The sequence below is a fragment of the Ciceribacter lividus genome (assembly GCF_003337715.1).
In the GTDB taxonomy this organism is placed as follows: Bacteria; Pseudomonadota; Alphaproteobacteria; order Rhizobiales; family Rhizobiaceae; genus Allorhizobium; species Allorhizobium lividum.
On sequence record NZ_QPIX01000007.1, the window covers coordinates 279,580 to 302,013 of the forward strand.

Below are 22,434 nucleotides of genomic sequence, written 5' to 3' on the forward strand. Positions count from 1 at the left end.
CGTTCGGACGGTTGCCGTGAAACAATTGCTGCTTGCCTTCCTGCAAACTGCGCTTCTGCTTGGCGCGCCTCTTGCGGCCACCGCCCAGCAGAGTCTCGTCAGCGATCCCGAGATCTACGAGAAAGACCACTTTCGCTCCCAATGCAAGGTCGCCGAGTTTCGCGATGGCTTCATCCGACGGCTGGACATCAACAACGACGGGATCATTGACGCGATCTCCGACCACGGCGCGTACACGTGCGACGGTGAACGCGGACCGGCCTGCAACGAGGACGGATGCCCCCACAATTTCTACGTCCAGGTCAAGGAGGGCGGCTACCTGCTGATCGCAACCGCGCAGGTCTACGGCTACGACTTCGTCAAGCGGTTCGGCAACATGGTCTTCGTTTTCAAGATGCATCCGCGCTTCTGTGAGCGAACCGACAGCGCTCCGTGCGAGATGACTGTTCGCGTGCGCGGCACGAAATTCGTGACGATCAGCAGGAAATAGTTCGACGATAGACACTACGGCAACACTGACGCCGTCCGTCCAGTCAGATAATAGGCCAGAAGGCCGATCCACTCGCGCATGGCAGTGGCCGTTTGCTGGGCGTTGAGCATCGGCTGCGTGACGTCGAGGCGCAGGATGGCGCTTCCGCTCGTTCGATAATCGGTCGGCCACGGTGTCACATCTATCCCCGCCTTGCGGAACAGCGCGAGGGATCGCGGCATGTGGAAGGCGGAGGTGATCAGAAGACATCCCCGCAATGCCGGATCGGCCAACAGCCGACTGCTGTTGACGACATTCTCGAAGGTCGTTCGCGACGCCGACTCGCTGATCAGGCGACTTTCGCTGATGCCGAAGCCGGAAAAGAAACGCCGGGCGGCGGCGGCGTCACCCTCGTAAGCGCCGCTGAAAGAGCCGTCGCCTCCGGAAACAAGAATGCGCGACTGCGGAAACTTCAATGCAAGGCGCAGCGCTTCGACGAAGCGATCGGCGGCCTGATTCAGCTCAAAACCGCCACGCGTGGTCGTTACCTCTGTCTCGAAGGCGCCACCGAGGACGATCATGCAACCAACTTCCTCCGGGTCCCGCACCGGTCGCGGAATCTGCGCCTCCAGCCGTTGCAGAGCCACAGTCCCGGCAGAGGTGTAGAGCGTCACGAAGAGCAGGGCCAGAGCCGCACCGAGGAAAAGAAGTCCCGCCCGCGATCGACGCGCCGCAACACACGCGGCACCGGCAAAGGTGGCAAGGAATGCGAGGGACAGTGGCTGGGCGACGATCCAGAACAACTTCGACGATAGGAACACGATCTATTACCCGTTCGATTTTGGCAAACCGCAAATGCCAGGTTAGCTCAATAAGCTTCGCTCAAGATAACGAAGCGAAAGTAGTTTGAATAAAGTGATCCAAATATGAAGGCGTCGGGCCGGAGATTCCATGCGCTTCGCAATAGACATTCTGGATGAAGCCGGAAACAATCGAATCTATGTCGGCGTCCCGCTCGGTGTGGACGAGGGCAAGCTGCGCGTCCAGTTGAAGGATCGCGAGGCACGCTTCGACGTCACACGCATCACCGACTGGTGCCAGATCGACAGAGGTCAGAGCAACGGCCGCGGAGAACTCCTCGGCTAGCAATGAAGCGCATGCGCGCATCGTCGTCCGCATCGCCTTCTCGTCACTTTCCTGACGACAAGATCCCGAACGGAATGTATGGCTGATTGCTCGCAACGCGACGATCGCATACCCCAGAGGCACTGGAGCGTTACTCGATCGCGGAACGAGTGCCCGACGCCTCACTCCAACGGGGCGCCGACCCATCCGCACAACTCAGCGCGGATAAACAGGCGTCTGAAAAATCAGATAGAGACTGCGGGAAAAACCGGCAAAGGGTCAACGGTCTGATGCTCGACATCAAGCATAGGTCGTCCCGCATCTCGGCGACCGTTCTTCAAGGCAGATCGTGAAAAATGGAAGATTTGGTGGAGCTAAGCGGGATCGAACCGCTGACCTCTTGCATGCCATGCAAGCGCTCTCCCAGCTGAGCTATAGCCCCATCAAGGGTCCGGCATCTGCCGGTTCCGGGAACCTTTCGGGCTTCGCTGCCCGGCGGGTGGCGGCTTATTACTTCCGGATTCGGAAGATGGCAAGCCGAAAAATGACCGGCCCGGAAACTTTTATCTCCGGGCCGGTAAACACATGATCAGACGTCGTCGTCGTCGCCGGCCACACCGATGATGCCGGTCATGTCCTCGTCGTCGTCGTCCTCATCCGCCTCGAGGAAGGTGTCGTCGTCGTCATCACCGAGTTCGACCTCGTCATCGCCGAGGTCCGGGAGATCATCGCCCGAACCGGCGTCATCAGCATCTTCGAGCGAAACCAATTCGACATCCGTATTCTCGGTATCGACTTCCGCGACTTCCTCCTCCTCGGCCTTTTCCATGATCGAAGCAACGGAGGTTTCTTCGAAATACGACAACGGCCAGGACTTGCCGGTGTAAGGTGATACGATCGGATCCTTGTTCAGATCGTAGAATTTCTTGCCGGTGTCGGGGCAAGTGCGCTTAGTTCCAAGTTCTGCTTTCGCCACTGTCAAAGCCTCTTGAATTCCTGAAGAATAACGGCGTTCGTCGCCAATCCGGCATTCAACCGGTCAAACTGTTAGCCGGTCCCCTTAATCGTTGCAATCTCTCCTGTCAAAGGCAATCTTCGCCCGCAGGTTTCCAGCATTTTGGCACAGCGGGGATGACCATTCGCGCCACATATGGTAACGACCCGGCGTTTCAGCAACTCCGCCGCAGCATCCGCAGCGCGCCGGCCCCGCGCCGACCCTCAGAGAGCCGCAAAGGACGCCCAGTATCGAAGTCGTCTTTCTCCGACTTCATTTCCTGATGACGAACATGGGCGTGACGATCGAAGCGCTCGAAAGTGAACCTGCATGACCTCTTCCTTTACCATAGCCATCGACGGTCCGGCAGCCGCAGGCAAGGGAACGCTTTCCCGCCTGATCGCGGCGCATTACGGTTTTCATCACCTCGACACGGGCCTCACCTACCGCGCCACGGCAAAGGCTCTTCTCGACGCCGGCTTGCCGCTCGACGACGAGGCCGTTGCCGAAGAGATCGCACGCGAACTGGACCTCTCGGGACTCGATCGAGCGATCCTTGCCCGGCACGAAATCGGAGAGGCTGCATCCAGGATCGCAGTCATGCCTGCCGTTCGTCGTGCGCTTGTCGAGGCGCAACGACGCTTCGCGGCCAAATTGCCCGGCACCGTGCTCGACGGCCGGGATATCGGCACGGTCGTCTGCCCGAACGCGCCGGTGAAACTCTACGTCACGGCCTCACCCGAGGTGCGAGCCAAGCGCCGCTTTGACGAGATCGTCGCCGGCGGAGGCTCGGCGGTCTTCGACGAGGTTTGTGCCGACGTAAAGAAGCGCGACGAGCGCGACATGGGACGGGCCGATAGCCCGTTACGGCCCGCCGAAGACGCGCACTTGCTTGATACCTCAGAAATGAGTATAGAAGCGGCGTTTCACGCGGCCAAGTCGATCATCGATGCTGCCTTGGCGCAGAAACAGGGATCTGGAAGCCGGTGAGCCGGCTCCATATATGACGGATTTCGCCGACATCGTCGTCCCCGCGCCGGACAGCCCCAAGAGGGCGGGCGAGATGTATGGCAAGTGCAACGCTAACCCCCGGCGCAGACCCGTGCCCTGATGTGGCACGTTTAGGAGATTTCATGTCTGTTTCTACCCCCACGCGGGAGGACTTTGCCGCCCTCCTCGAAGAGTCCTTTGCCAAGACCGATCTTGCCGAAGGCTATGTTGCCAAGGGCATCATCACGGCAATCGAGAAGGACGTCGCCATCGTTGATGTCGGCCTGAAGGTCGAAGGTCGCGTTCCGCTCAAGGAATTCGGCGCACGGGCCAAGGACGGCTCGCTGAAGGTCGGCGACGAAGTCGAGGTCTATGTCGAGCGCATCGAAAACGCGCTCGGCGAAGCCGTCCTTTCGCGCGAAAAGGCTCGCCGCGAAGAAAGCTGGGTCAAGCTCGAAGCCAAGTTCGAAGCCGGCGAACGTGTCGAAGGCGTCATCTTCAACCAGGTCAAGGGTGGCTTCACCGTCGATCTGGACGGCGCTGTCGCGTTCCTGCCGCGCAGCCAGGTCGACATCCGCCCGATCCGCGACGTTACCCCGCTGATGCACAACCCGCAGCCCTTCGAAATCCTCAAGATGGACAAGCGCCGCGGCAACATCGTCGTTTCGCGTCGTACCGTTCTGGAAGAATCCCGCGCCGAGCAGCGTTCTGAAATCGTTCAGAACCTCGAAGAAGGCCAGGTTGTCGACGGTGTCGTCAAGAACATCACCGACTACGGTGCGTTCGTCGACCTCGGCGGCATCGACGGCCTGCTGCACGTCACCGACATGGCGTGGCGCCGCGTCAACCATCCGTCGGAGATCCTGTCCATTGGCCAGCAGGTCAAGGTTCAGATCATCCGCATCAACCAGGAAACCCACCGTATCTCGCTCGGCATGAAGCAGCTCGAAGCGGATCCGTGGGACGGCATTGCCGCCAAGTACCCGGTCGGCAAGAAGATCACCGGTACCGTCACGAACATCACCGACTACGGTGCGTTCGTCGAACTGGAACCGGGCATCGAAGGCCTCATCCACATCTCCGAAATGTCCTGGACCAAGAAGAACGTACACCCCGGCAAGATCCTGTCCACGAGCCAGGAAGTCGACGTTGTCGTTCTCGAAGTCGACCCGTCCAAGCGCCGTATCTCGCTCGGCCTCAAGCAGACGCTGGAAAATCCGTGGCAGGCATTTGCCTACAGCCACCCGGCCGGCACCGAAGTTGAGGGCGAAGTCAAGAACAAGACCGAATTCGGTCTGTTCATCGGCCTCGAAGGCGATGTCGACGGCATGGTTCACCTGTCGGACCTCGACTGGAACCGTCCGGGCGAGCAGGTCATCGAAGAGTACAACAAGGGTGATGTCGTCAAGGCTGTCGTTCTCGACGTCGACGTCGAGAAGGAACGCATCTCGCTCGGGATCAAGCAGCTCGGCCGCGACTCGGTCGGTGAAGCTGCCGCTTCCGGCGACCTGCGCAAGAACGCCGTCGTTTCCTGCGAAGTCATCGGCATCAACGATGGCGGTATCGAAGTGAAGCTCGTCAACCACGAGGACATCACTTCCTTCATCCGTCGTGCCGATCTCTCCCGCGACCGCGACGAACAGCGTCCGGAGCGTTTCTCGGTTGGTCAGGTTGTCGACGCTCGCGTCACCAACTTCTCCAAGAAGGATCGCAAGGTCATGCTGTCGATCAAGGCTCTCGAGATCGCAGAAGAGAAGGAAGCCGTCGCTCAGTTCGGTTCGTCCGACTCCGGCGCTTCGCTCGGCGACATCCTGGGCGCCGCACTCAAGAACCGCGGCAACGCCGAATAAGCGCTCGCGATTTCAGAAGAACGATAACCCGCCGGTCTATCGACCGGCGGGTTTTCTTTTGCCGAACTGCGGAAAACCACCCGTCAGGTCAGCATCGACATGGTGAGGTAATGCGCCAGTACCATTTCGCCGCCGAAAGCTGACACCGGATCGGCGATTGCTTCGTCATCGACTTCTTCATCGACGTCGTTCTCGCCGTTTTCCTCCGATCCAGTGGTCTGCCCTGAACCAGGCTGCTCTTCCGACCCGTCTTCGCCTCGACGGTCATCGTCCCTATCCTGCTCGCCGCTTCGGCCGCGTTTCGCCGCCTCCTCAGAAAAGACGGCATCATCCGCGAAGAGGGCGTATCCAAAGAAGGGGAAGGCCGGACTATCCCGCAGCAGCGCTGCCGCAGGCATTCGCCCTTCCGCGGTCGCCGGAAGCGGCGCCGGAGCGTCTCCCGGCAGCGTCGATTGCGCGCGGGCTTCCCTAATCTCGTCGCCGCCGGCTTCCTGACCCAACGATGCCGCTGGCGTGGATGTCTCCGCCTTGCGATCCGGCGCAGCGGCCGCGATCGCCTTGCGGGCAGGTGTTTCGACGGGCCCAGCCGTTTGCTCCTCATGCTCCAGCACATGCTTGAGCAGGCGCGCAAGGGCCGCGATGTCCGGATCACCCTCTGGTTCCTCAAGCCAGCCAGGGAACCCCGGGCTCAGACCTGGAGGCACAACACCTTCCCCGCCTTCTGGGTAGGGTCCCGGAGGTAGCCTGTTTCGCACGGCTGCAAAGGCGCCATCCGTCTCGATCCAGGCGGGCCAGCTCCGAGGTTCGAACGTGCGCATCCGGACATCACCTGATCGCATGGTCTCGTCGCGAACAATGTCGCCGGCGTCACCGGGAGGAGCACGCTCGCCCGGTTCCGGGCCGTGTGGAGCCACTGTTCGACTGGCGTCTGGTTGCGGCAATGACAGTTGCCGACCGGTTGAAGCAACCGGTGGCGTCTTCGAACGCGGTTCATCGAACACAAGCGGCCCATATTCCTTCGCCCGACCCGGCAATTCCTCGCGCGTTGCCGTACCTTCGATGTTTCCGGCCGACGGTGCTGCGGCCGTGACTCCGCGGACGGCTCCCGCCTCCCGCTGGAACGTTGCTTTGGCAGCAGCCGTCCCGTCTGCCATATCTATCTCGGCTCCGGATCCTTCCAGCGAAGCGGAGAGCGACGGCGACGCTCGCTGCGGCACGTACGATGGCGCCAGGCGGGTGGACCAGGGTGCCTGCTCGCTATTCTGCCTGTAGGATGATACCACGCGCCCCGCTGCGGGATCGGGATCGTTCCCCCGGCTCGCTTCGAGGGCGATCGCAATCGTCGCAGCGTCCAGGCCTGCAGGGTTGCGCAGAGCGGAAAGGACCGTCTCCAAACGGAGCCCCTTTACCAGTTGTGCGAGCTGGCTCCCCAAGGCGCTCCGTTCCTCCTTCGGGAGACCGTTGATCGCCAATAGAAGGCGCACGACAAAGCTGCCATTGCTCTCGTTCTCTCCGCGAGAGAAACCAAGTCTTTCTCCCAAGCGATCGGCAAGCCCAGCCAGGTTACCGACAATGCGCTCTTGGGCCAAAAGGACGAGGATTGTCAGTCGTCCCTCGAGCGACGGGCTCCTCCGGGAGATTGACGCCGTGCCTTGCTCCGCCGAAGTCGAAGGAGACGTCATCGTCCGACTTGCCTCGCTTCTGCTCACCGGAAGTGGTGTATCGGCCATCGAAGAGTGTATGGCGCTCGCGGCGGGCAGCATCGGCACTTGTCTCGCATCAGAAAGCGGGGGCGGGAACCATAGCAGTGTCGCGCCGCGCTCATGCGGGCGGATGGCTGGTCGCCGGGTGCAGCGCGTTTCACGCCGAAGGCGGGGTATCCATCAGACCGATGCGATTCTAAGAAACGTCCGTTAACGAAACGTTAGCCATAAATCCGGGCGATTGTGCTTGCCTCGTTCGAGTTTGCAGGCGACTCTGAACCGGTTCACCTTGCCGAGGAAGGAAGCATGCCTCTGCGTCCGCCCCCTCTGTCGACCTCCGTGGCCGGCGGCAGTCCACTCAGCGCCCTCGAATACGAGCTCATGGCTGAAAAAGCCGACGCCTTGGCCCGTGCGGGGGTGAGAGTCGAGAAGGCGCTGGAGGCCCTCAGAGCCTGTCCAGCCATCCCGGAAAATACCAGCGAGCGCCGGAGGCTTCTCGAAGAGGCCGCCGACCTCGTCTGGTCATTTCTTGTCCAGCGGGAAATCTGCGGCTTTCGCAGCCAGGCCGACGCGATCAAGCGCTATGATATCCCGCACGAAGTGATGATCCGGTTGGGTGCCGCGAGCAGGCCCACGAAGTGAAAGTGACCTTCGTCAGACTTTCCAAACTGCCCGCTGATGGCGGGAGCTGGGAACGCAGCTCGCCAACCGCAAATCAGCTGTGTGCGAAGATATCCGTCTCTTCCCATCCGAGAAGATCGAGTTTGGCCCGCGTGGGCAGGAACTCGAAGCAGGCCTCGGCATGCTCCATCCGGCCGTCTCGGATCAGGCGCTCGGTGAGCTTGTCGCGCAATGCGTGCAGATAGAGCACATCGGATGCCGCATATTCGAGTTGCGCCGGCGAGAGCATTTCGGCCGCCCAATCGGATGACTGCTGTGCCTTCGAAATATCGACCTCGAGCATCTCCTTGAGATTGTCCTTGAGACCGTGGCGATCGGTATAGGTGCGCGAGAGCCGCGAAGCGATCTTCGTGCAGAAGACCGGTGCGGTCGTTACGCCGAAGGTGTGGAAGAGAACGGCGATATCGAAGCGCCCGAAGTGAAAGATCTTCTGGCGTTCCGGATCGGCGAGCATCGCCACGAGATTGGGCGCCTCGGTCTGTCCGGCCGCGATACGAATGATATCCGCCGCCCCGTCACCGGGCGAAAGCTGGACGACACAAAGGCGGTCTCGCCGCGGCACCAGTCCGAGCGTCTCGGTGTCGATGGCGATCGCGCCCGTATAGCGGCCAGCATCGGCGGCGGATATGTCACCTTCGTGATAGCGGATCGTCGGGGCCATCCATGTCTCCAGCGTGAGCAGTTGTCGTGTCCGGCTGGCTATAGCCCAAAGCGCGCCGTCGCTCTACCGGTTTCGTGATGTCACGATCGCCGCGGTCGACTGACAGGACCTTCTTCGGTGAGCTCGACATAGGCAAGTGTCTGGTCAAGATGGCTGGCTCGCAACGAGAGCAGCTTCTCGGCATAGCGTAGCCGGATCGTGGCATATGCCGGGTCATCGGCAACGTTCTGCAGTTCCATCGGGTCCCTCGCGAGATCGAAGAGCAGAGGCGACAGGCCTGCGAAGTGCACGTACTTGAATGCCTCGTCGCGAATGACGGCGAGATTGCAGCGACTGGAAGGGAGGCCGAAATGGTCCTCTGCAGTGCCCGTTGCGACCTCGCGGAAATCGAACTCCCAGAAGGCGGCATCGCGCCAGCCGGCGGGTTGCGCGTCCTCGATAAACGGCAGAAGCGACGCGCCGTCCTGATGGTTGCGCGGTTCAACGCCGAGGCGTTCGCACAGGGTGGGCATGATATCGGCAGCCGAGGTAAAAGCGTCGACCTGTCGCCCGACTGCGGTCGCCTGCGGGTCTCGGACGACAAGCGGAATATGATAGCTTCCTTCATGGAAGCCGCCCTTTCCGAGAAGCCAGTGATCCCCCATCATCTCGCCGTGGTCGGAGGTGAATATGATGATCGTCTCGTCCCAGCGGCCGCTTTCGCGCAGGGCGGAGAATATTCTTCCGAGTTGGGCATCGACTTCGGCAATCATGCCGAAATAGACGGCACGAATGACATCGAAATCCTTCTTGCTCCAATCGGAAACAAGTCCCGAAGCGCCATAGACGAAGCTCGACTTGCCGAGGAACTCGTGACCATAGGCAAGCAACGGGTGAAGCGCCCGTTCGTCCTCGCGCCGGGCCGCCCTCGCATAGGCCGGGCCGTCGCCAGGCACAAACATCTCATTGTAAGGAGCCGGAACGCAGAAGGGCGGATGTGGTCGGAGAAATGATACGTGCGCAAACCAGGGCGCGTCCTGCTGCTCCATCCAGCGGAGGAAGCTCTCCGCGAGGAAGGCTGTCTGCGTCTCCTCCGCGTCATAGTCCGGCGCCCCGTTGTTCGCATCGCAACCGTCTTTGTCTCCCGTCCGGTGGACGTCGCGGGTGAACGCCGCCGCATGTCCGCGGCTCCGGAGCCAGCTCAGCCAATGCTTCTCGTTCTCAAGCAGGATCTGGCCGGTCGTAAAACCGGGCAAGACCCCCTCGTAAGTCGTCAGATGCGGATCGTTCCGATGAAGCGTCCTCGGGTCGGGCGAAACGTCGGTGTAGCCAAAGAGGGTCGGATCGTAACCTGCGCGCCGTGCAGCCAGCGCAATGTTGTCGAAACGCGCGTCCAGCGGCGAACCATTGCGGCAGACCCGATGATTCATCTGGTAAAGCCCCGTGTAGATCGAGGCCCGTGCGGGCGAGCAGGGGGCGGCGCCAGCGTAGTGCCGCCGGAACAGGACGCCCTCCGCCGCCAGTCGATCGACATTGGGTGTCCGCACCACCGGATGACCGACCGACGAAAGGCAGTCGCCACGCCACTGGTCGGCGGTCACGAGCAAAACATTGGGCTTCATGCGGGAAACACTCCGAACGATGTATAACAGCGGGCCGGCAGCCGCGCCGTTCGCCACAATCCTCTCGATCATCACCTCTGGCAAACGGAAAAATGCAGGTGAAACACGCGATAGGAGGTCCGGCGACGGGCGAGCCATGCGTGTTTGGCAGGTGGGCAACGACGCAGCCGCCCGTTTTCTTTCCCGCTCAGCCGAATATCCTGTCCGACATTCGCCTTTCTCGGGCCCGATGATGACCTGACACGCAGCACAGATCACAAGCTATGCATCGATCGCACTGCTGCGTTGCAGCAAATGCGCTGTTCATCCAAAGCGATACGGATATATTCCAGATCATCGAAGCGACGCACTCCTCCTCCCAGCGTCGTCAGATAGGATCGGCAATACTCCTCCTCCTCCCAATTGCCGATCAAGTTTGAGAGCCCAGCGCACCTCCTCCCGCGCTGGGCTCTTTTCATTTTGTCGGCCAACGTCACCATCCTGTAACCTTTGATCCTCCGGGCGAGCCGTACTTCGTTCCGCCGCAGGAACCTGCGGGCAGTTGAGCGCGTTCGCTGCTCGACCTATAAAGACGTCGAGACCAAGCGACCACAGCGGGAGGATCAGAAGGGCATGGCTGCAAAATTCGGAACGAGCGGGCTCCGCGGTCTTTCGACCCAACTCGTGGGAAGCGTGTCCGCGCTCTATGCCACGGCCTTTGCCCGGTTCCTTGTCGGCTCGAACCACCTGCCCGCCGGCGGGGTGGTGGCAGTGGCTCGCGACTTCCGCGAATCGAGCCCCGAGATTGCTGCGACGGTCATGGCGGCGATCCGTCGGGCCGGTCTCGTCCCGGTCGACTGCGGCTGGATTCCGACGCCCGCGCTCGCACTCTACGCCCAAAAGATCGGTGCGGCGGCGGTCATGGTCACCGGTTCACATATTCCCGCCGACAGAAACGGGATCAAGTTCTACCGGCCGGACGGCGAAATCGACAAGGACGACGAGGCGGCCATCACCCGCCTTGCGGCAGAGCTTGCGCGTGACGAAGCCGCCAACAGGGTCGAAAGAGGAATGGGCGAAAACCAGGAAGCCGCGGCGACGGAGTTGTTTCTGGAACGCAATCTCTCGGTTCTGCCAAGCGGTGCACTCGAGGGGCTGCGGATCGGCGTCTATGAACACAGCAGTGTCGCCCGTGACATGATGACGACTGTCTTCGGGCAATATGGCGCGACCGTCGTTCCACTCGGTCGCTCCGAAACGTTCATCCCGGTCGATACCGAAGCGGTCTCCGCAGAGACGGAGGCCTTGCTCCTGAAATGGTCTGTCGACCACAGGCTCGACGCGATCATTTCGACCGACGGCGACGGTGACCGCCCGCTGGTGGCGGACGAAACCGGGCGCCCACTCCGTGGTGACCTCCTCGGGCTGGTCACTGCACATTACCTCCATGCAACGACGGTCGTGACGCCCGTTACATCCAATTCCGGCATCGAGTCGATCGGTGGATTCGAGGTGATTCGAACCCGCGTAGGCTCTCCTTTCGTCATTGCCGAGATGAACAGGGCGCTGACCCGAGGCGACAAAGGCGTGATCGGCTTCGAAGCCAATGGTGGCACGATGCTGGGCTCCACCTTCGAAATCGATGGGCGAGCCATCGCGGCCTTGCCGACCCGCGACAGTTTCCTGCCGGCGCTGACGATCCTCGGTTCTGCCGTCGCGAACAGATGGTCGCTTTCGCAGCTCGTCGACAGGTACGATCTCCCGATTGCCCTCAGCGACCGAATTGAGAATTTCGCCGCCGAGCGAAGTGCCGCTTTGATGGACCATCTGCGGCACTCGAGTGAGACACTTTCAAGCTTCCTTGCCCCCGTCGGAAAGGTGAAATCGTCGACCGACATCGATGGACTTCGCGTCACGCTCGACGACGGACGAGTGATCCACTTCCGCCCGTCGGGGAACGCACCCGAGATGCGCTGCTATGTCGAAGCACCGACGGCGGAAGCGGCGCAGGGGCTGCTGCGACAGGGGCTTGAAGCCATTCGGGCCTGGCAACCCGCGAACTGAGTGCTCTATTCCCGCTCCGGCGACGATATATCGACTGCCTTTCCCGACGTGGTCGACTCGGCCCTCTTCGAAGGGGTCATTGACGGCGAGCTTCTGGTGGGCGGCACGTCTCGGTCGGGAGAGCCGACGAGGACGTTCTCCGACCTTCAGCAGCGGTTGAATTGCAAGAGCGTATCGTCCCGCATGATGCAGGACTATCCTGCCTTCCTGCGCGCTTATGACGTATTGTTCGAAGGGAAGGAGGATGCCCGTGGAGAAGTGTTCCTCGCCCGACGTGAACGGCTCACGCGCCTGATTGATCAGGCGCCGGAGGAGCGTTTCGACCTCTCACCGATTGTGCCCTTCTCCAGCTGGGAGGAGTTGGAAAGACACAGACGCAATCCTCCCGATCCGGTCATCGAGGGCGTCATGATCAAACGCCTCGACAGCACCTACAAGGCGGGACGCGTCAAAGGTCCGTGGTTCAAGTGGAAACGCGAGCCGCTGAACGTCGATGCCGTGCTGATGTACGCGCAGCGAGGGCACGGCAAGCGCTCCAGCTACTATTCAGACTTTACGTTCGGCGTGTGGACGGCGGGCGAGGACGGAGACACGCTGGTCCCCGTCGGGAAGGCCTATTTCGGTTTCACCGATACCGAACTGGACGTGCTCGACCGTTACGTCCGCCACAATACCGTCGACCGCTTCGGCCCCGTACGGGCGTTGCGCGCCGAGCCCGACCATGGCTTCGTCGTCGAGGTCGCCTTCGAGGGAATCAATCGTTCGACCCGGCACAAGTCAGGTGTCGCCATGCGTTTTCCCCGCATTGCGCGGTTAAGGACAGACAAGCTGCCGCGCGACGCCGACCGCCTGGAAACGCTCGTGAGGCTGATTGGCTGACGGGTTTTATCAAACGGCGCTACCACGCAAAAGCGCAGACGAGCAGAAACCCGGTTGCACTCGGGCGGACATGGGTGCATTTTCGCCTCACACGCGACTACCGAAAGAAACGAAAGGCAACCGAAATGTACCTTACTGGTCGGCAGGCCGAGATCGTCGAAATGGCAAAAGCCAATGGGCGCGTGCTCGTCGAGGAGTTGGCGCTGCGTTTCTCCGTGACACCGCAGACGATCCGCAAAGACCTGAACGACCTCTGCGACGCGCGTGTTTTGTCACGTATCCACGGCGGAGCGACACTTCCGTCCGGCACCGTGAACATGAAATACGAGGCTCGCCGGCAGATCGCCGCCCAAGAGAAGCAGGCTATCGGCATCGCCGCCGCGAAGCTCATTTCCAACAATGCCTCGCTATTCATCAACATCGGCACGACGACGGAAGCAGTCGGAGAAGCTCTCGCGGGCCATCAAGAACTGATGATCATTACCAATAATATCAACGTTGCCAATAAGTTGAGACTTCTTCCAGCGATTGAAGTGGTCATTGCCGGCGGCGTCGTCCGCGCTTCCGACGGCGGTATCGTCGGGGAGGCGGCCGTCGATTTCATCCGACAGTTCAAGGTCGACTACGCCGTGATCGGGGCCTCCGCCATTGATGCTGACGGCGCCCTTCTCGACTATGACTTCCGCGAAGTGAAAGTGGCGCAAGCGATCATAGCCAATGCTCGTCACGTCATTCTCGTTGCGGATTCGACGAAATTCGAACGCACCGCACCCGTCCGTATCGGCCATCTTTCCCAGGTCCATACCTTCATAACCGACCACTGCCCTCTCGAATCCATCCGGCGGATTTGCTCGGAGAACAATGTCGAACTGATCGAAGCTCCAGCCGCGGGCAACGCGGCATAGAAGCGCGAAAACTTTCGTTTGACATTCGATTTGTTTTCAATTTAATTGTCTTGTGTTTTCGCAATTGCACTAATTTGTGCAATGCGCAAAATTTCGGGGAAAATGGTGGTCCAAGGGCTTTACGACATCTTCGTTATTGGCGGCGGCATCAATGGATGTGGTATCGCGCGAGACGCTGCGGGGCGAGGATATTCGGTCGCGCTGGCGGAGATGAACGATTTCGCTTCGGGTACCTCATCCGGCTCGACGAAACTGATCCATGGCGGATTGCGCTACCTTGAGTACTACGAATTCCGCCTCGTGCGGGAGGCGCTGATGGAGCGCGAGGTGCTCTGGGCCATGGCACCTCATATCATCTGGCCTTTGCGCTTCGTCCTTCCCTTCCAGAAGGGCGGCATTCGCCCCGCCTGGTTGATCCGGCTCGGCCTTTTCATCTATGACCACCTGGGTGGGCGGAAGCTCCTGCCTGCAACGGCGACGCTCGACCTGCGCCGTGATCCGGCCGGCCGCCCCCTCAAGCCGCTGTTTGGCAAGGCGTTCGAATATTCCGACGGCTGGGTGGACGACGCTCGCATGGTCGTTCTCAATGCCCGCGACGCCGCCGACCGCGGCGCCCGCATCTTCAACCGCTCCCGCGTCGTATCCGCGCGACGGACCGCAGAGTGCTGGTCGATAGACATCCAAGATCGCGAAAGCGGAACTGTCACCACTGTCAGAGCCCGCATGCTCGTGAATGCCGCCGGCCCATGGGTCGACAAGGTGCTCTCCGAGGCTGTCGGCAACAAGGGGGCGCACAATGTCCGCCTTGTTCAGGGGAGCCATATCGTCGTCAGGAAGAAGTTCGATGGCACGCGTGCCTATTTCTTCCAGAATCCCGACAATCGCATTATTTTCGCGATCCCGTACGAGCGCGATTTCACGCTGATCGGTACGACGGACCGCGACTATACCGGCGATCCACGCGACGTGAGGATAACGCCGGAAGAGATCAACTATCTCTGTTCGGCGGCAAGCGAGTACTTCGCCGAACCGATTCGCAGTGACGACATCGTCTGGTCATATTCAGCTGTTCGTCCGCTCTACGACGACGGAGCAAGTAAGGCGCAAGAGGCGACCCGGGACTACGTCCTGAAAGTCGAAGGGAATACGGGCGAGGCGCCGCTGCTCAACGTCTTCGGGGGCAAGCTTACGACCTACCGGCGGTTGGCCGAGCACGCAGTAGAAAAGATCGGCGAAAAGATCGGCGTCAAAGGAACACGGTGGACCGCGCGCAGCAATCTGCCCGGCGGCGACTTTGCTCCGACCGACTACGCGGCGGAAGTGCGCAGACTCAAGGAACACTATCCATTCCTCAATGAGCGCCACGCAGAGCGCCTCGTCCGTTCCTACGGTACGCGTGCGCATGACCTGCTGGGCAGTGCGACGACAATAGCGGATCTCGGCCGGCACTTCGGCCACGACCTCTACGAGTGCGAAGTCCGCTGGCTCATGATACAGGAATGGGCCCGGACGTCCGAGGACGTGCTGTGGCGGAGGACGAAGCTGGGGCTCAGGCTCTCGCAGGAAGAAGCGAAGAATTTGGAGGAGTACATGGCTGCCGTTCCGGCGAAGTTGGCCGGATAAGGCGCATGTGGTCCCGTCGGTGAGGAGGCACGGGAACCGTAATGCTCGAACTGCGGAATGCCGCGAAGGTGGTGGGCGGAGACTTTCACATCCACCCGACCGATCTTGTTCTTGAACGAGGTACGCTGAACGTCCTTCTAGGGCCAACGCTCTCGGGCAAGACATCATTGATGCGCCTGATGGCAGGGCTGGACAAACCGACGAGTGGCGCGATTCTTTTCGACGGCGCCGACGTGACTGGCGTGCGCGTCCAGAACCGCAACGTCGCAATGGTGTACCAGCAGTTCATCAACTATCCTGCGCTCACGGTTTACGAAAACATCGCCTCGCCGATGCGCATTGCCGGCAAGGATGCGGCAACCATCGACCGCGAGGTGCGGCGGGCGGCCGATCTCCTGAAGCTCACACCCTATCTCGACCGGACACCTCTCAATCTTTCCGGCGGCCAGCAGCAGCGTACCGCACTCGCGCGCGCGATCGTCAAGAATGCGAGCCTCGTTCTTCTCGACGAGCCCCTTGCCAACCTGGACTACAAGCTTCGCGAGGAACTTCGCGAGGAACTCCCGCGTATCTTCGCCGAGTCGGGCGCGATCTTTGTTTACGCGACGACAGAGCCGTCCGAAGCGCTGCTTCTCGGCGGCAGTACCGCGACGCTTTCGGAAGGCCGTATCACGCAGTTTGGCCGAACCATCGACGTCTATCGCAAACCAAGCGATCTCGTTACCGCCCGGACCTTCGCCGATCCGCCGTTGAATACGCTCGCGGTTGTGAAGTCGGGTGGCATGTTCCGCGTCAACGATGCCGATGCGTTTACGGTTCCGGCGCATCTTTCGCCGATCGCCGACGGCCCCATGACCATCGCCTTCCAGCCACATCATCTGTCACTGCAACCGTCTACTGCGGCGGTGCAGCTGTCGGCGCGGACACAGATCTCCGAGATCGCCGGCTCCGAAAGCTTCGTCCACGTCGGCTTCATGGGCGCCCGATGGGTCGCCCTCATGCACGGCATTTACGACATCGACCCGGATCAGGTCGTCGAGCTTCATCTCGACACCCGCCATCTGATGGCCTTCGCCCCTGACGGCAGGGCAATCGGCCTGGCCGACACGGCTGCCTGAGGAGAGCACAAATGGCAAAGATCTCCCTGGAACACATTCGCCACGCCTACGGCCCGACACCGAAGTCCGAAAAAGACTACGCGCTGAAGGAAGTGCATCATGAATGGAATGACGGCGGCGCATACGCCCTTCTCGGTCCTTCGGGTTGCGGCAAGACGACCTTGCTCAACATCATATCGGGACTCCTCAGACCGTCAGAGGGACGCATCCTCTTCGATGAGCTCGACGTCACCAACCTTTCGACGCAGCGCCGTAACATCGCGCAGGTCTTCCAGTTCCCGGTCATCTACGACACGATGACGGTCTACGACAATCTCGCCTTCCCCCTGCGCAATCGACATGTTTCCGAAGCCGAGGTCGACAGCCGCGTGCGCGAGATTCTGGAGATGATCGACTTGACGGACTGGGCCAAGCGTACGGCGCGAGGCCTTACCGCCGACCAGAAGCAGAAGATTTCGCTCGGCCGCGGCCTCGTTCGCAATGACGTCAACGCGATCCTCTTTGACGAGCCGCTGACGGTCATCGATCCTCATATGAAGTGGGTTCTGCGTTCTCAGTTGAAGCGCCTTCACAAGCAGTTCGGCTTCACCATGGTCTATGTGACGCACGACCAGACCGAGGCGCTCACCTTCGCCGACAAGGTCGTCGTCATGTATGAAGGCGAGATCGTGCAGATCGGAACGCCGGTCGAGCTGTTTGAACGGCCGAGCCACACCTTCGTTGGCTATTTCATCGGTTCGCCGGGCATGAATTTGCTGCCGGCGAAAGTGAATGGCAATTCGGCCACGGTCGGGGACCAGACGATCGTGCTCAGCGCGGCTCCGGACGTCGGCGCGGCGAACAAGGTTGAACTCGGCATTCGCCCTGAGTTCGTATGCCTGGGGCGCGAGGGCATGCCCGTCGACATCGTCAAGGTCGAAGATATCGGCCGCCAGAAGATCGTTCGCGCCCGTTTCGCAGGCCACTCCGTGGCGATCGTCGTCCCGGAGGACACCGAGATACCCGCCGAGGCGCGGATCACGTTCGAGCCCGCGAGAATAAACATCTACGCCGACTCCTGGCGTGTCGGGACGGAGGGCTGATCGATGCAGAAAACATGGAACAACAAGGCCTGGTTCCTGGTACTGCCGGTACTTGTGCTGGTCGCCTTTTCCGCCGTCATTCCACTGATGACCGTGGTCAACTACTCGGTTCAGGATACCTTCGGCAACAATGAGTTCTTCTGGGCCGGCACCGACTGGTTCATGGAAATCCTGCATTCCGACCGCTTCTGGGACGCGTTGCTGCGCAACCTGATCTTCTCGCTCGTCATTCTGGCGATCGAGATTCCGCTGGGGATCTTCATTGCCCTCAACATGCCGAAATCCGGCCTCGGCGTGCCGGTCTGCCTCGTGTTGATGGCCTTGCCATTGCTCATCCCATGGAACGTCGTAGGCACGATCTGGCAGGTCTTCGGCCGCGTCGATATCGGGCTGCTCGGTCGTTCGCTCGAAGCCCTAGGCCTCGACTACAACTACGTGCAGGACCCGACCGACGCCTGGATTACCGTCATCGTCATGGACGTCTGGCACTGGACGAGTCTGGTCGTATTGCTCTGCTACGCGGGTCTGGTCTCTATTCCCGATGCCTACTACCAGGCCGCCAAGATCGACGGCGCGTCCCGCTGGTCCGTATTCCGCTACATCCAGCTTCCGAAGATGAAGCGCGTGCTGCTTATTGCCGTGCTGCTGCGCTTCATGGACAGCTTCATGATCTATACGGAACCGTTCGTCGTCACCGGTGGTGGGCCCGGCAACTCCACCACCTTCCTTTCGATCGACCTCGTCAAGATGGCGGTCGGTCAGTTCGACCTCGGCCCGGCCGCGGCGATGTCGATCATCTACTTCCTGATCATCCTGCTGCTGTCATGGATCTTCTACACGGTCATGACCAGCCACGACGCGCAGAACTAGGGTGGAGACGAGACAAATGAGTGCTGCAAACACCCGCAACGACTTCTCCTGGGTCATCCCGACGCTCTACATCGTCTTCTTGATCCTGCCGATCTACTGGCTCGTGAACATGAGCTTCAAGGAAAACGCGGAGATCATCGGTACCTTCTCGCTGTGGCCGGAGAATCCGACCCTTCGGAACTACAAGGTGATCTTTACCGATCCCTCGTGGTACAGCGGCTATATCAACTCGATCATCTACGTTGTGCTGAACACGGTGATCTCGGTGACCGCGGCTCTGCCGGCGGCCTACGCCTTTTCACGCTACCGTTTCCTCGGCGATAAACACCTGTTCTTCTGGCTGCTGACCAACCGTATGGCTCCGCCCGCTGTCTTTGCGCTGCCATTCTTCCAGCTCTATTCAGCCTTCGGGCTCATCGATACTCATATTGCGGTCGCGATCGCCCACTGCCTGTTCAACGTACCGCTGGCAGTGTGGATTCTCGAAGGCTTCATGTCTGGTGTACCGAAGGAAATCGATGAGACCGCCTATATCGACGGTTACTCTTTCCCGAAATTTTTCGTGAAGATCTTCATGCCGCTCATCGCCTCCGGCATCGGCGTCGCGGCATTCTTCTGCTTCATGTTCTCGTGGGTCGAGCTGCTGATTGCCCGCACGCTCACCACGACCAACGCCAAGCCGATCGCCGCGACCATGACTCGCACGGTGTCAGCGTCCGGAATGGACTGGGGCGTGCTCGCTGCAGCAGGCGTCCTCACCATTATTCCCGGTGCGCTGGTCATCTATTTTGTCCGCAACTACATCGCCAAGGGCTTTGCCCTGGGCCGCGTCTGAGGAGAAAACCGTCATGAACCTCTCGTGGATGGCATGGACGCTGCCAACGGCGCTCTTCTTCGGCTCCATTCTGCTTCTGCTGATCACAATGGCGATCTGGGAGTATCTCTCCCCCGGCGGAAATCCGCGGGTCGGCATCCTGCACTTCGAAACGACCCGCGGAGACCGGCTGTTCGTGTCGCTGCTCGGTTCGGCTTTCATCCATCTCGCTTGGCTCGGGCTTGTCGGTCCGAACCTTTGGTGGGCTCTCGCCCTGTCTGCGGTCTACGCAATCGGCGTCTTCCGCTTCGTCTAGGGCAAGAAATGGGCGCGGACCCCGCGCCCGGTATTCGCATCTGCAATCGCAAACCCTGGGAGGACATAATGCGACGGCATCTCTTGACGACTACAGCAGCCATGCTGCTGGCACTGACCGGCACCGCCTTCGCCGGAATGGATGAGGCAAAACAGTTCCTGGACAAGGAGGTCGGCGATCTCTCGACGCTGTCGCGCGCCGACCAGGAAAAGGAAATGCAGTGGTTCGTCGATGCGGCGAAGCCCTTCGCCGGCATGGAAATCAAGGTTGTTTCCGAAACCCTTACCACACATGAATACGAGTCCAAGGTGCTGGCTCCGGCCTTCACCGCCATCACCGGCATCAAGCTCACCCATGACCTGATCGGCGAGGGCGACGTTGTCGAGAAGCTGCAGACGCAGATGCAATCGGGCGAGAATATCTACGACGCCTACATCAACGACTCGGACCTGATCGGTACCCATTGGCGCTATCAGCAGGCCCGCAACCTGACCGACTTCATGGCCAACGAGGGCAAGGACGTCACCAACCCCGGCCTTGATGTCGACGATTTCATCGGCAAGTCCTTCACCACGGCGCCGGACGGAAAGCTCTACCAGCTGCCCGACCAGCAGTTCGCAAACCTTTACTGGTTCCGCTACGACTGGTTCAACGACGAGAAGAACAAGGCGGATTTCAAAGCCAAGTATGGCTACGACCTCGGCGTTCCGGTCAACTGGTCTGCTTACGAAGACATCGCCGAGTTCTTCACCGGCCGCGAGGTCGACGGCAAGAAGGTCTATGGCCACATGGACTACGGCAAGAAGGACCCGTCTCTCGGCTGGCGCTTCACCGACGCCTGGCTGTCGATGGCCGGTAACGGTGACCGCGGCATCCCGAACGGCAAGCCTGTGGACGAGTGGGGCATCAAGGTCGACGAAAACTCGCGTCCGGTCGGCTCCTGCGTTGCTCGCGGCGGCGACACCAATGGCCCCGCAGCCGTCTATTCGATCCAGAAGTATCTCGACTGGATGAAGGCCTACGCGCCGGCTGCTGCCAACGGCATGACCTTCTCTGAATCCGGTCCGGTTCCGTCCCAGGGTGAAATCGCCCAGCAGATGTTCACCTATACCGCGTTCACGGCCGATTTCGTCAAGGACGGTCTGCCCGTCGTGAATGAAGACGGCACGCCGAAGTGGCGCTTTGCTCCGTCGCCGCACGGCGTCTACTGGAAGGACGGTATGAAGCTCGGCTATCAGGATGCAGGCTCGTGGACACTCATGAAGTCCACGCCTGACGACCGCGCCAAGGCCGCCTGGCTCTACGCCCAGTTCGTGACCTCCAAGACTGTCGACCTGAAGAAGAGCCATGTCGGTCTGACCTTCATCCGCCAGTCGACCCTCGACCACCAGTCCTTCACCGACCGTGCACCGAAGCTTGGCGGCCTGATCGAGTTCTATCGCTCGCCGGCTCGCCTGCAGTGGTCGCCGACCGGCACCAACGTTCCCGACTATCCGAAGCTTGCACAGCTGTGGTGGCAGGCAATCGGCGATGCTTCCTCGGGTGCGAAGACTGCGCAGGAGGCCATGGACTCGCTCTGCGCCGAGCAGGAGAAGGTCCTTCAGCGTCTGGAACGTGCCGGCGTGCAGGGCGACATCGGTCCGAAGCTGGCAGAGGAACACGATCTCGAGTACTGGAACAAGGACGCCGTCTCGAAGGGCAATCTCGCTCCGCAGCTGAAGATCGAGAACGAGAAGGAACAACCGATCACAGTCAACTACGACGAACTCGTCAAGAGCTGGCAGAAGTAATCGGAAACTTCACGCCGGACGATTGCTCGACGTGTCGAACTACTGGCCGCCGGTGTGTGACAGCACCGGCGGCTTTGTGTATCTTCAAAAGGGGACGGGTCACAATCCCGCTGGCCTTGTCGAGATGCTGCGGACCCTGGAGGGGCTACATGAAAATAGAGTCAATTCCGATGCTTGTGCTATCCATACTCGCCAGCGCATCCCCGGCGTTCGGAACCGACTGGCAGCATTATGTCAATGCGCGCTTTGGGACGAGCGCGGACGTGCCGTCGAGCTTTCTCCGGGCGCCGGCTCCAGACAATGGCGACGGACAGCAGTTTAGGAGCTCCGACGGCGGCAGTGTCACGGTTTTCGGCGGCATGAATCCGATGGCTGGATCGCTTGCCGACTACCGTCGTTTCCTCAAGGATGTTCTGGAGGATGACGGCTGGACGCTGAGCTATGCTCCGGAGGGACGGAACTGGTTCGTCCTTTCCGGCAAGCGCGACGGCGAGATTCTTTATCACCGTGTCGAACACCGGACAGCCTGCGGGGCGGACCTGTTGCATCATATCGAGTTCCGCTATCCCGGCAATCGAGCGACGGCCTGGTCCGCGGTCGTCAAACGCGGCGCGGCGACGCTGGACGGTCCGTGCGAGTAGTGTCCAGCTCGCGGCTTGGCCTGTGTCGATTGCTGGTCCCGCGTCCGTGCCGATAGACATTGACCTGCTCCCCTGTAACCAACTTCGCTTTATGTTTCCGGTTTGGTATTAGTCTGATCACGAACGAAGTTGACGGCGCTGCAGTTCATTGGGTTACGGATCTGGCTTTTGGGTTTGAGATCGATAAACGCCAAAAGCCCCGCGAGGGGGCTTTGAGGGATTTCTGGGAAGGTTGGTTGCGGGGGCAGGATTTGAACCTGCGGCCTTCAGGTTATGAGC

General features: G+C 60.6%; 20 protein-coding genes, 1 tRNA gene and 1 pseudogene. 16 read left to right on the top strand and 6 right to left on the bottom strand.

Going from position 1 to position 22,434, the window contains the following annotated elements; translation table 11 throughout:
* The first annotated feature begins 16 nt into the window (after positions 1-16).
* Positions 17-490: a hypothetical protein gene (locus DFR48_RS14440; protein ID WP_114363828.1), complete on the top strand. Its 474-nt coding sequence runs from the start codon at positions 17-19 to the stop codon at positions 488-490.
* Between the two features lie 14 nt (positions 491-504).
* Here DFR48_RS14440 and DFR48_RS14445 read toward each other — a convergent pair whose 3' ends face one another.
* The gene (locus DFR48_RS14445; RefSeq protein ID WP_114363829.1) at positions 505-1,290 is read right to left on the bottom strand and encodes a YdcF family protein; all 786 of its coding nucleotides are present in this window, start codon (positions 1,288-1,290) and stop codon (positions 505-507) included.
* 130 nt (positions 1,291-1,420) lie between these two features.
* Here DFR48_RS14445 and DFR48_RS14450 point away from each other — a divergent pair, with 130 nt between their 5' ends.
* Complete coding sequence (locus DFR48_RS14450; protein ID WP_112686152.1) at positions 1,421-1,615, top strand: hypothetical protein; 195 nt, start codon at positions 1,421-1,423, stop codon at positions 1,613-1,615.
* Between the two features lie 345 nt (positions 1,616-1,960).
* Here DFR48_RS14450 and DFR48_RS14455 read toward each other — a convergent pair.
* Both DFR48_RS14455 and DFR48_RS14460 read right to left on the bottom strand, forming a co-directional pair.
* Positions 1,961-2,036, bottom strand: a tRNA-Ala gene (locus DFR48_RS14455).
* A gap of 147 nt (positions 2,037-2,183) precedes the next feature.
* Entirely contained in the window at positions 2,184-2,570 is a 387-nt protein-coding gene (locus tag DFR48_RS14460) for a TIGR02300 family protein (protein WP_114363830.1), read from the bottom strand.
* A gap of 348 nt (positions 2,571-2,918) precedes the next feature.
* Here DFR48_RS14460 and cmk point away from each other — a divergent pair, with 348 nt between their 5' ends.
* Positions 2,919-3,578 carry a (d)CMP kinase gene (cmk, locus tag DFR48_RS14465; RefSeq protein WP_114363831.1) on the top strand — a complete coding sequence of 220 codons (660 nt, stop codon included), beginning with the start codon at positions 2,919-2,921 and terminating at the stop codon, positions 3,576-3,578.
* Positions 3,579-3,721: 143 nt separating this feature from the next.
* Positions 3,722-5,428 (top strand): 30S ribosomal protein S1, encoded by a 1,707-nt coding sequence (gene rpsA, locus DFR48_RS14470; protein WP_112686158.1) that lies wholly within the window; start codon positions 3,722-3,724, stop codon positions 5,426-5,428.
* An 83-nt stretch (positions 5,429-5,511) separates the two neighbouring features.
* Here the strand turns inward: rpsA and DFR48_RS14475 are convergent, their stop codons facing one another.
* The gene (locus DFR48_RS14475; RefSeq protein WP_147273545.1) at positions 5,512-7,110 is read right to left on the bottom strand and encodes a hypothetical protein; all 1,599 of its coding nucleotides are present in this window, start codon (positions 7,108-7,110) and stop codon (positions 5,512-5,514) included.
* 327 nt (positions 7,111-7,437) lie between these two features.
* Here DFR48_RS14475 and DFR48_RS14480 point away from each other — a divergent pair, with 327 nt between their 5' ends.
* The gene (locus tag DFR48_RS14480; protein WP_114363833.1) at positions 7,438-7,773 is read left to right on the top strand and encodes a DUF6665 family protein; all 336 of its coding nucleotides are present in this window, start codon (positions 7,438-7,440) and stop codon (positions 7,771-7,773) included.
* Between the two features lie 73 nt (positions 7,774-7,846).
* On the opposite strand, the gene DFR48_RS14485 is transcribed toward DFR48_RS14480, so the two are convergent.
* Together DFR48_RS14485 and DFR48_RS14490 are read right to left on the bottom strand one after the other, a co-directional pair.
* On the bottom strand, positions 7,847-8,473 hold the full coding sequence (locus tag DFR48_RS14485) for a ribonuclease D (protein WP_114363834.1): 627 nt from the start codon (positions 8,471-8,473) through the stop codon (positions 7,847-7,849).
* Between the two features lie 80 nt (positions 8,474-8,553).
* Positions 8,554-10,074, bottom strand: a complete 1,521-nt coding sequence (locus tag DFR48_RS14490; protein WP_114363877.1) for an alkaline phosphatase family protein — start codon at positions 10,072-10,074, stop codon at positions 8,554-8,556.
* Positions 10,075-10,686: 612 nt separating this feature from the next.
* On the opposite strand from DFR48_RS14490, the gene DFR48_RS14500 reads away from it, so the two are divergent.
* The 11 genes and pseudogenes from DFR48_RS14500 (at position 10,687) to DFR48_RS14550 (ending at position 22,155) form a co-directional block, all read left to right on the top strand.
* Positions 10,687-12,117, top strand: a complete 1,431-nt coding sequence (locus tag DFR48_RS14500; protein ID WP_114363835.1) for a phosphomannomutase — start codon at positions 10,687-10,689, stop codon at positions 12,115-12,117.
* A gap of 3 nt (positions 12,118-12,120) precedes the next feature.
* Positions 12,121-12,996 (top strand): annotated as a pseudogene (locus DFR48_RS14505) (cisplatin damage response ATP-dependent DNA ligase); the annotation flags it as partial.
* A gap of 125 nt (positions 12,997-13,121) precedes the next feature.
* Positions 13,122-13,901 carry a DeoR/GlpR family DNA-binding transcription regulator gene (locus tag DFR48_RS14510; RefSeq protein WP_114363837.1) on the top strand — a complete coding sequence of 260 codons (780 nt, stop codon included), beginning with the start codon at positions 13,122-13,124 and terminating at the stop codon, positions 13,899-13,901.
* 102 nt (positions 13,902-14,003) lie between these two features.
* Positions 14,004-15,524 (top strand): glycerol-3-phosphate dehydrogenase, encoded by a 1,521-nt coding sequence (gene glpD / locus DFR48_RS14515; protein ID WP_114363838.1) that lies wholly within the window; start codon positions 14,004-14,006, stop codon positions 15,522-15,524.
* 41 nt (positions 15,525-15,565) lie between these two features.
* Positions 15,566-16,642 carry an ABC transporter ATP-binding protein gene (locus DFR48_RS14520; protein ID WP_114363839.1) on the top strand — a complete coding sequence of 359 codons (1,077 nt, stop codon included), beginning with the start codon at positions 15,566-15,568 and terminating at the stop codon, positions 16,640-16,642.
* Positions 16,643-16,653: 11 nt separating this feature from the next.
* A complete protein-coding gene (locus tag DFR48_RS14525) occupies positions 16,654-17,724 on the top strand; it encodes an ABC transporter ATP-binding protein (RefSeq protein ID WP_114363840.1) in 1,071 nt (356 codons plus the stop codon).
* A gap of 3 nt (positions 17,725-17,727) precedes the next feature.
* A complete protein-coding gene (locus DFR48_RS14530; protein WP_114363841.1) occupies positions 17,728-18,594 on the top strand; it encodes a carbohydrate ABC transporter permease in 867 nt (288 codons plus the stop codon).
* Between the two features lie 16 nt (positions 18,595-18,610).
* Entirely contained in the window at positions 18,611-19,429 is an 819-nt protein-coding gene (locus DFR48_RS14535) for a carbohydrate ABC transporter permease (protein WP_114363842.1), read from the top strand.
* A 13-nt stretch (positions 19,430-19,442) separates the two neighbouring features.
* Positions 19,443-19,724, top strand: coding sequence for a DUF2160 domain-containing protein (locus DFR48_RS14540; RefSeq protein ID WP_114363843.1), 282 nt, complete (start codon positions 19,443-19,445; stop codon positions 19,722-19,724).
* A 68-nt stretch (positions 19,725-19,792) separates the two neighbouring features.
* The gene (locus DFR48_RS14545) at positions 19,793-21,514 is read left to right on the top strand and encodes an ABC transporter substrate-binding protein (RefSeq protein ID WP_114363844.1); all 1,722 of its coding nucleotides are present in this window, start codon (positions 19,793-19,795) and stop codon (positions 21,512-21,514) included.
* A gap of 149 nt (positions 21,515-21,663) precedes the next feature.
* Positions 21,664-22,155: a hypothetical protein gene (locus DFR48_RS14550; RefSeq protein WP_147273546.1), complete on the top strand. Its 492-nt coding sequence runs from the start codon at positions 21,664-21,666 to the stop codon at positions 22,153-22,155.
* The last annotated feature ends 279 nt before the right edge of the window (positions 22,156-22,434 follow it).

What these genes read in the sequence shown, in the direction of transcription:
- glpD (WP_114363838.1), top strand. Translation starts at nt 14,004, where the DNA reads ATGGTGGTCCAAGGGCTTTACGACATCTTCGTTATTGGCGGCGGCATC.
- DFR48_RS14485 (WP_114363834.1), bottom strand. Translation starts at nt 8,473, where the DNA reads ATGGCCCCGACGATCCGCTATCACGAAGGTGACATATCCGCCGCCGAT.
- DFR48_RS14525 (WP_114363840.1), top strand. Translation starts at nt 16,654, where the DNA reads ATGGCAAAGATCTCCCTGGAACACATTCGCCACGCCTACGGCCCGACA.
- DFR48_RS14450 (WP_112686152.1), top strand. Translation starts at nt 1,421, where the DNA reads ATGCGCTTCGCAATAGACATTCTGGATGAAGCCGGAAACAATCGAATC.
- DFR48_RS14475 (WP_147273545.1), bottom strand. Translation starts at nt 7,110, where the DNA reads ATGACGTCTCCTTCGACTTCGGCGGAGCAAGGCACGGCGTCAATCTCC.
- rpsA (WP_112686158.1), top strand. Translation starts at nt 3,722, where the DNA reads ATGTCTGTTTCTACCCCCACGCGGGAGGACTTTGCCGCCCTCCTCGAA.
- DFR48_RS14535 (WP_114363842.1), top strand. Translation starts at nt 18,611, where the DNA reads ATGAGTGCTGCAAACACCCGCAACGACTTCTCCTGGGTCATCCCGACG.
- DFR48_RS14480 (WP_114363833.1), top strand. Translation starts at nt 7,438, where the DNA reads ATGCCTCTGCGTCCGCCCCCTCTGTCGACCTCCGTGGCCGGCGGCAGT.
- DFR48_RS14530 (WP_114363841.1), top strand. Translation starts at nt 17,728, where the DNA reads ATGCAGAAAACATGGAACAACAAGGCCTGGTTCCTGGTACTGCCGGTA.
- DFR48_RS14550 (WP_147273546.1), top strand. Translation starts at nt 21,664, where the DNA reads ATGAAAATAGAGTCAATTCCGATGCTTGTGCTATCCATACTCGCCAGC.
- DFR48_RS14510 (WP_114363837.1), top strand. Translation starts at nt 13,122, where the DNA reads ATGTACCTTACTGGTCGGCAGGCCGAGATCGTCGAAATGGCAAAAGCC.
- DFR48_RS14500 (WP_114363835.1), top strand. Translation starts at nt 10,687, where the DNA reads ATGGCTGCAAAATTCGGAACGAGCGGGCTCCGCGGTCTTTCGACCCAA.
- DFR48_RS14490 (WP_114363877.1), bottom strand. Translation starts at nt 10,074, where the DNA reads ATGAAGCCCAATGTTTTGCTCGTGACCGCCGACCAGTGGCGTGGCGAC.
- DFR48_RS14520 (WP_114363839.1), top strand. Translation starts at nt 15,566, where the DNA reads ATGCTCGAACTGCGGAATGCCGCGAAGGTGGTGGGCGGAGACTTTCAC.
- cmk (WP_114363831.1), top strand. Translation starts at nt 2,919, where the DNA reads ATGACCTCTTCCTTTACCATAGCCATCGACGGTCCGGCAGCCGCAGGC.
- DFR48_RS14545 (WP_114363844.1), top strand. Translation starts at nt 19,793, where the DNA reads ATGCGACGGCATCTCTTGACGACTACAGCAGCCATGCTGCTGGCACTG.
- DFR48_RS14540 (WP_114363843.1), top strand. Translation starts at nt 19,443, where the DNA reads ATGAACCTCTCGTGGATGGCATGGACGCTGCCAACGGCGCTCTTCTTC.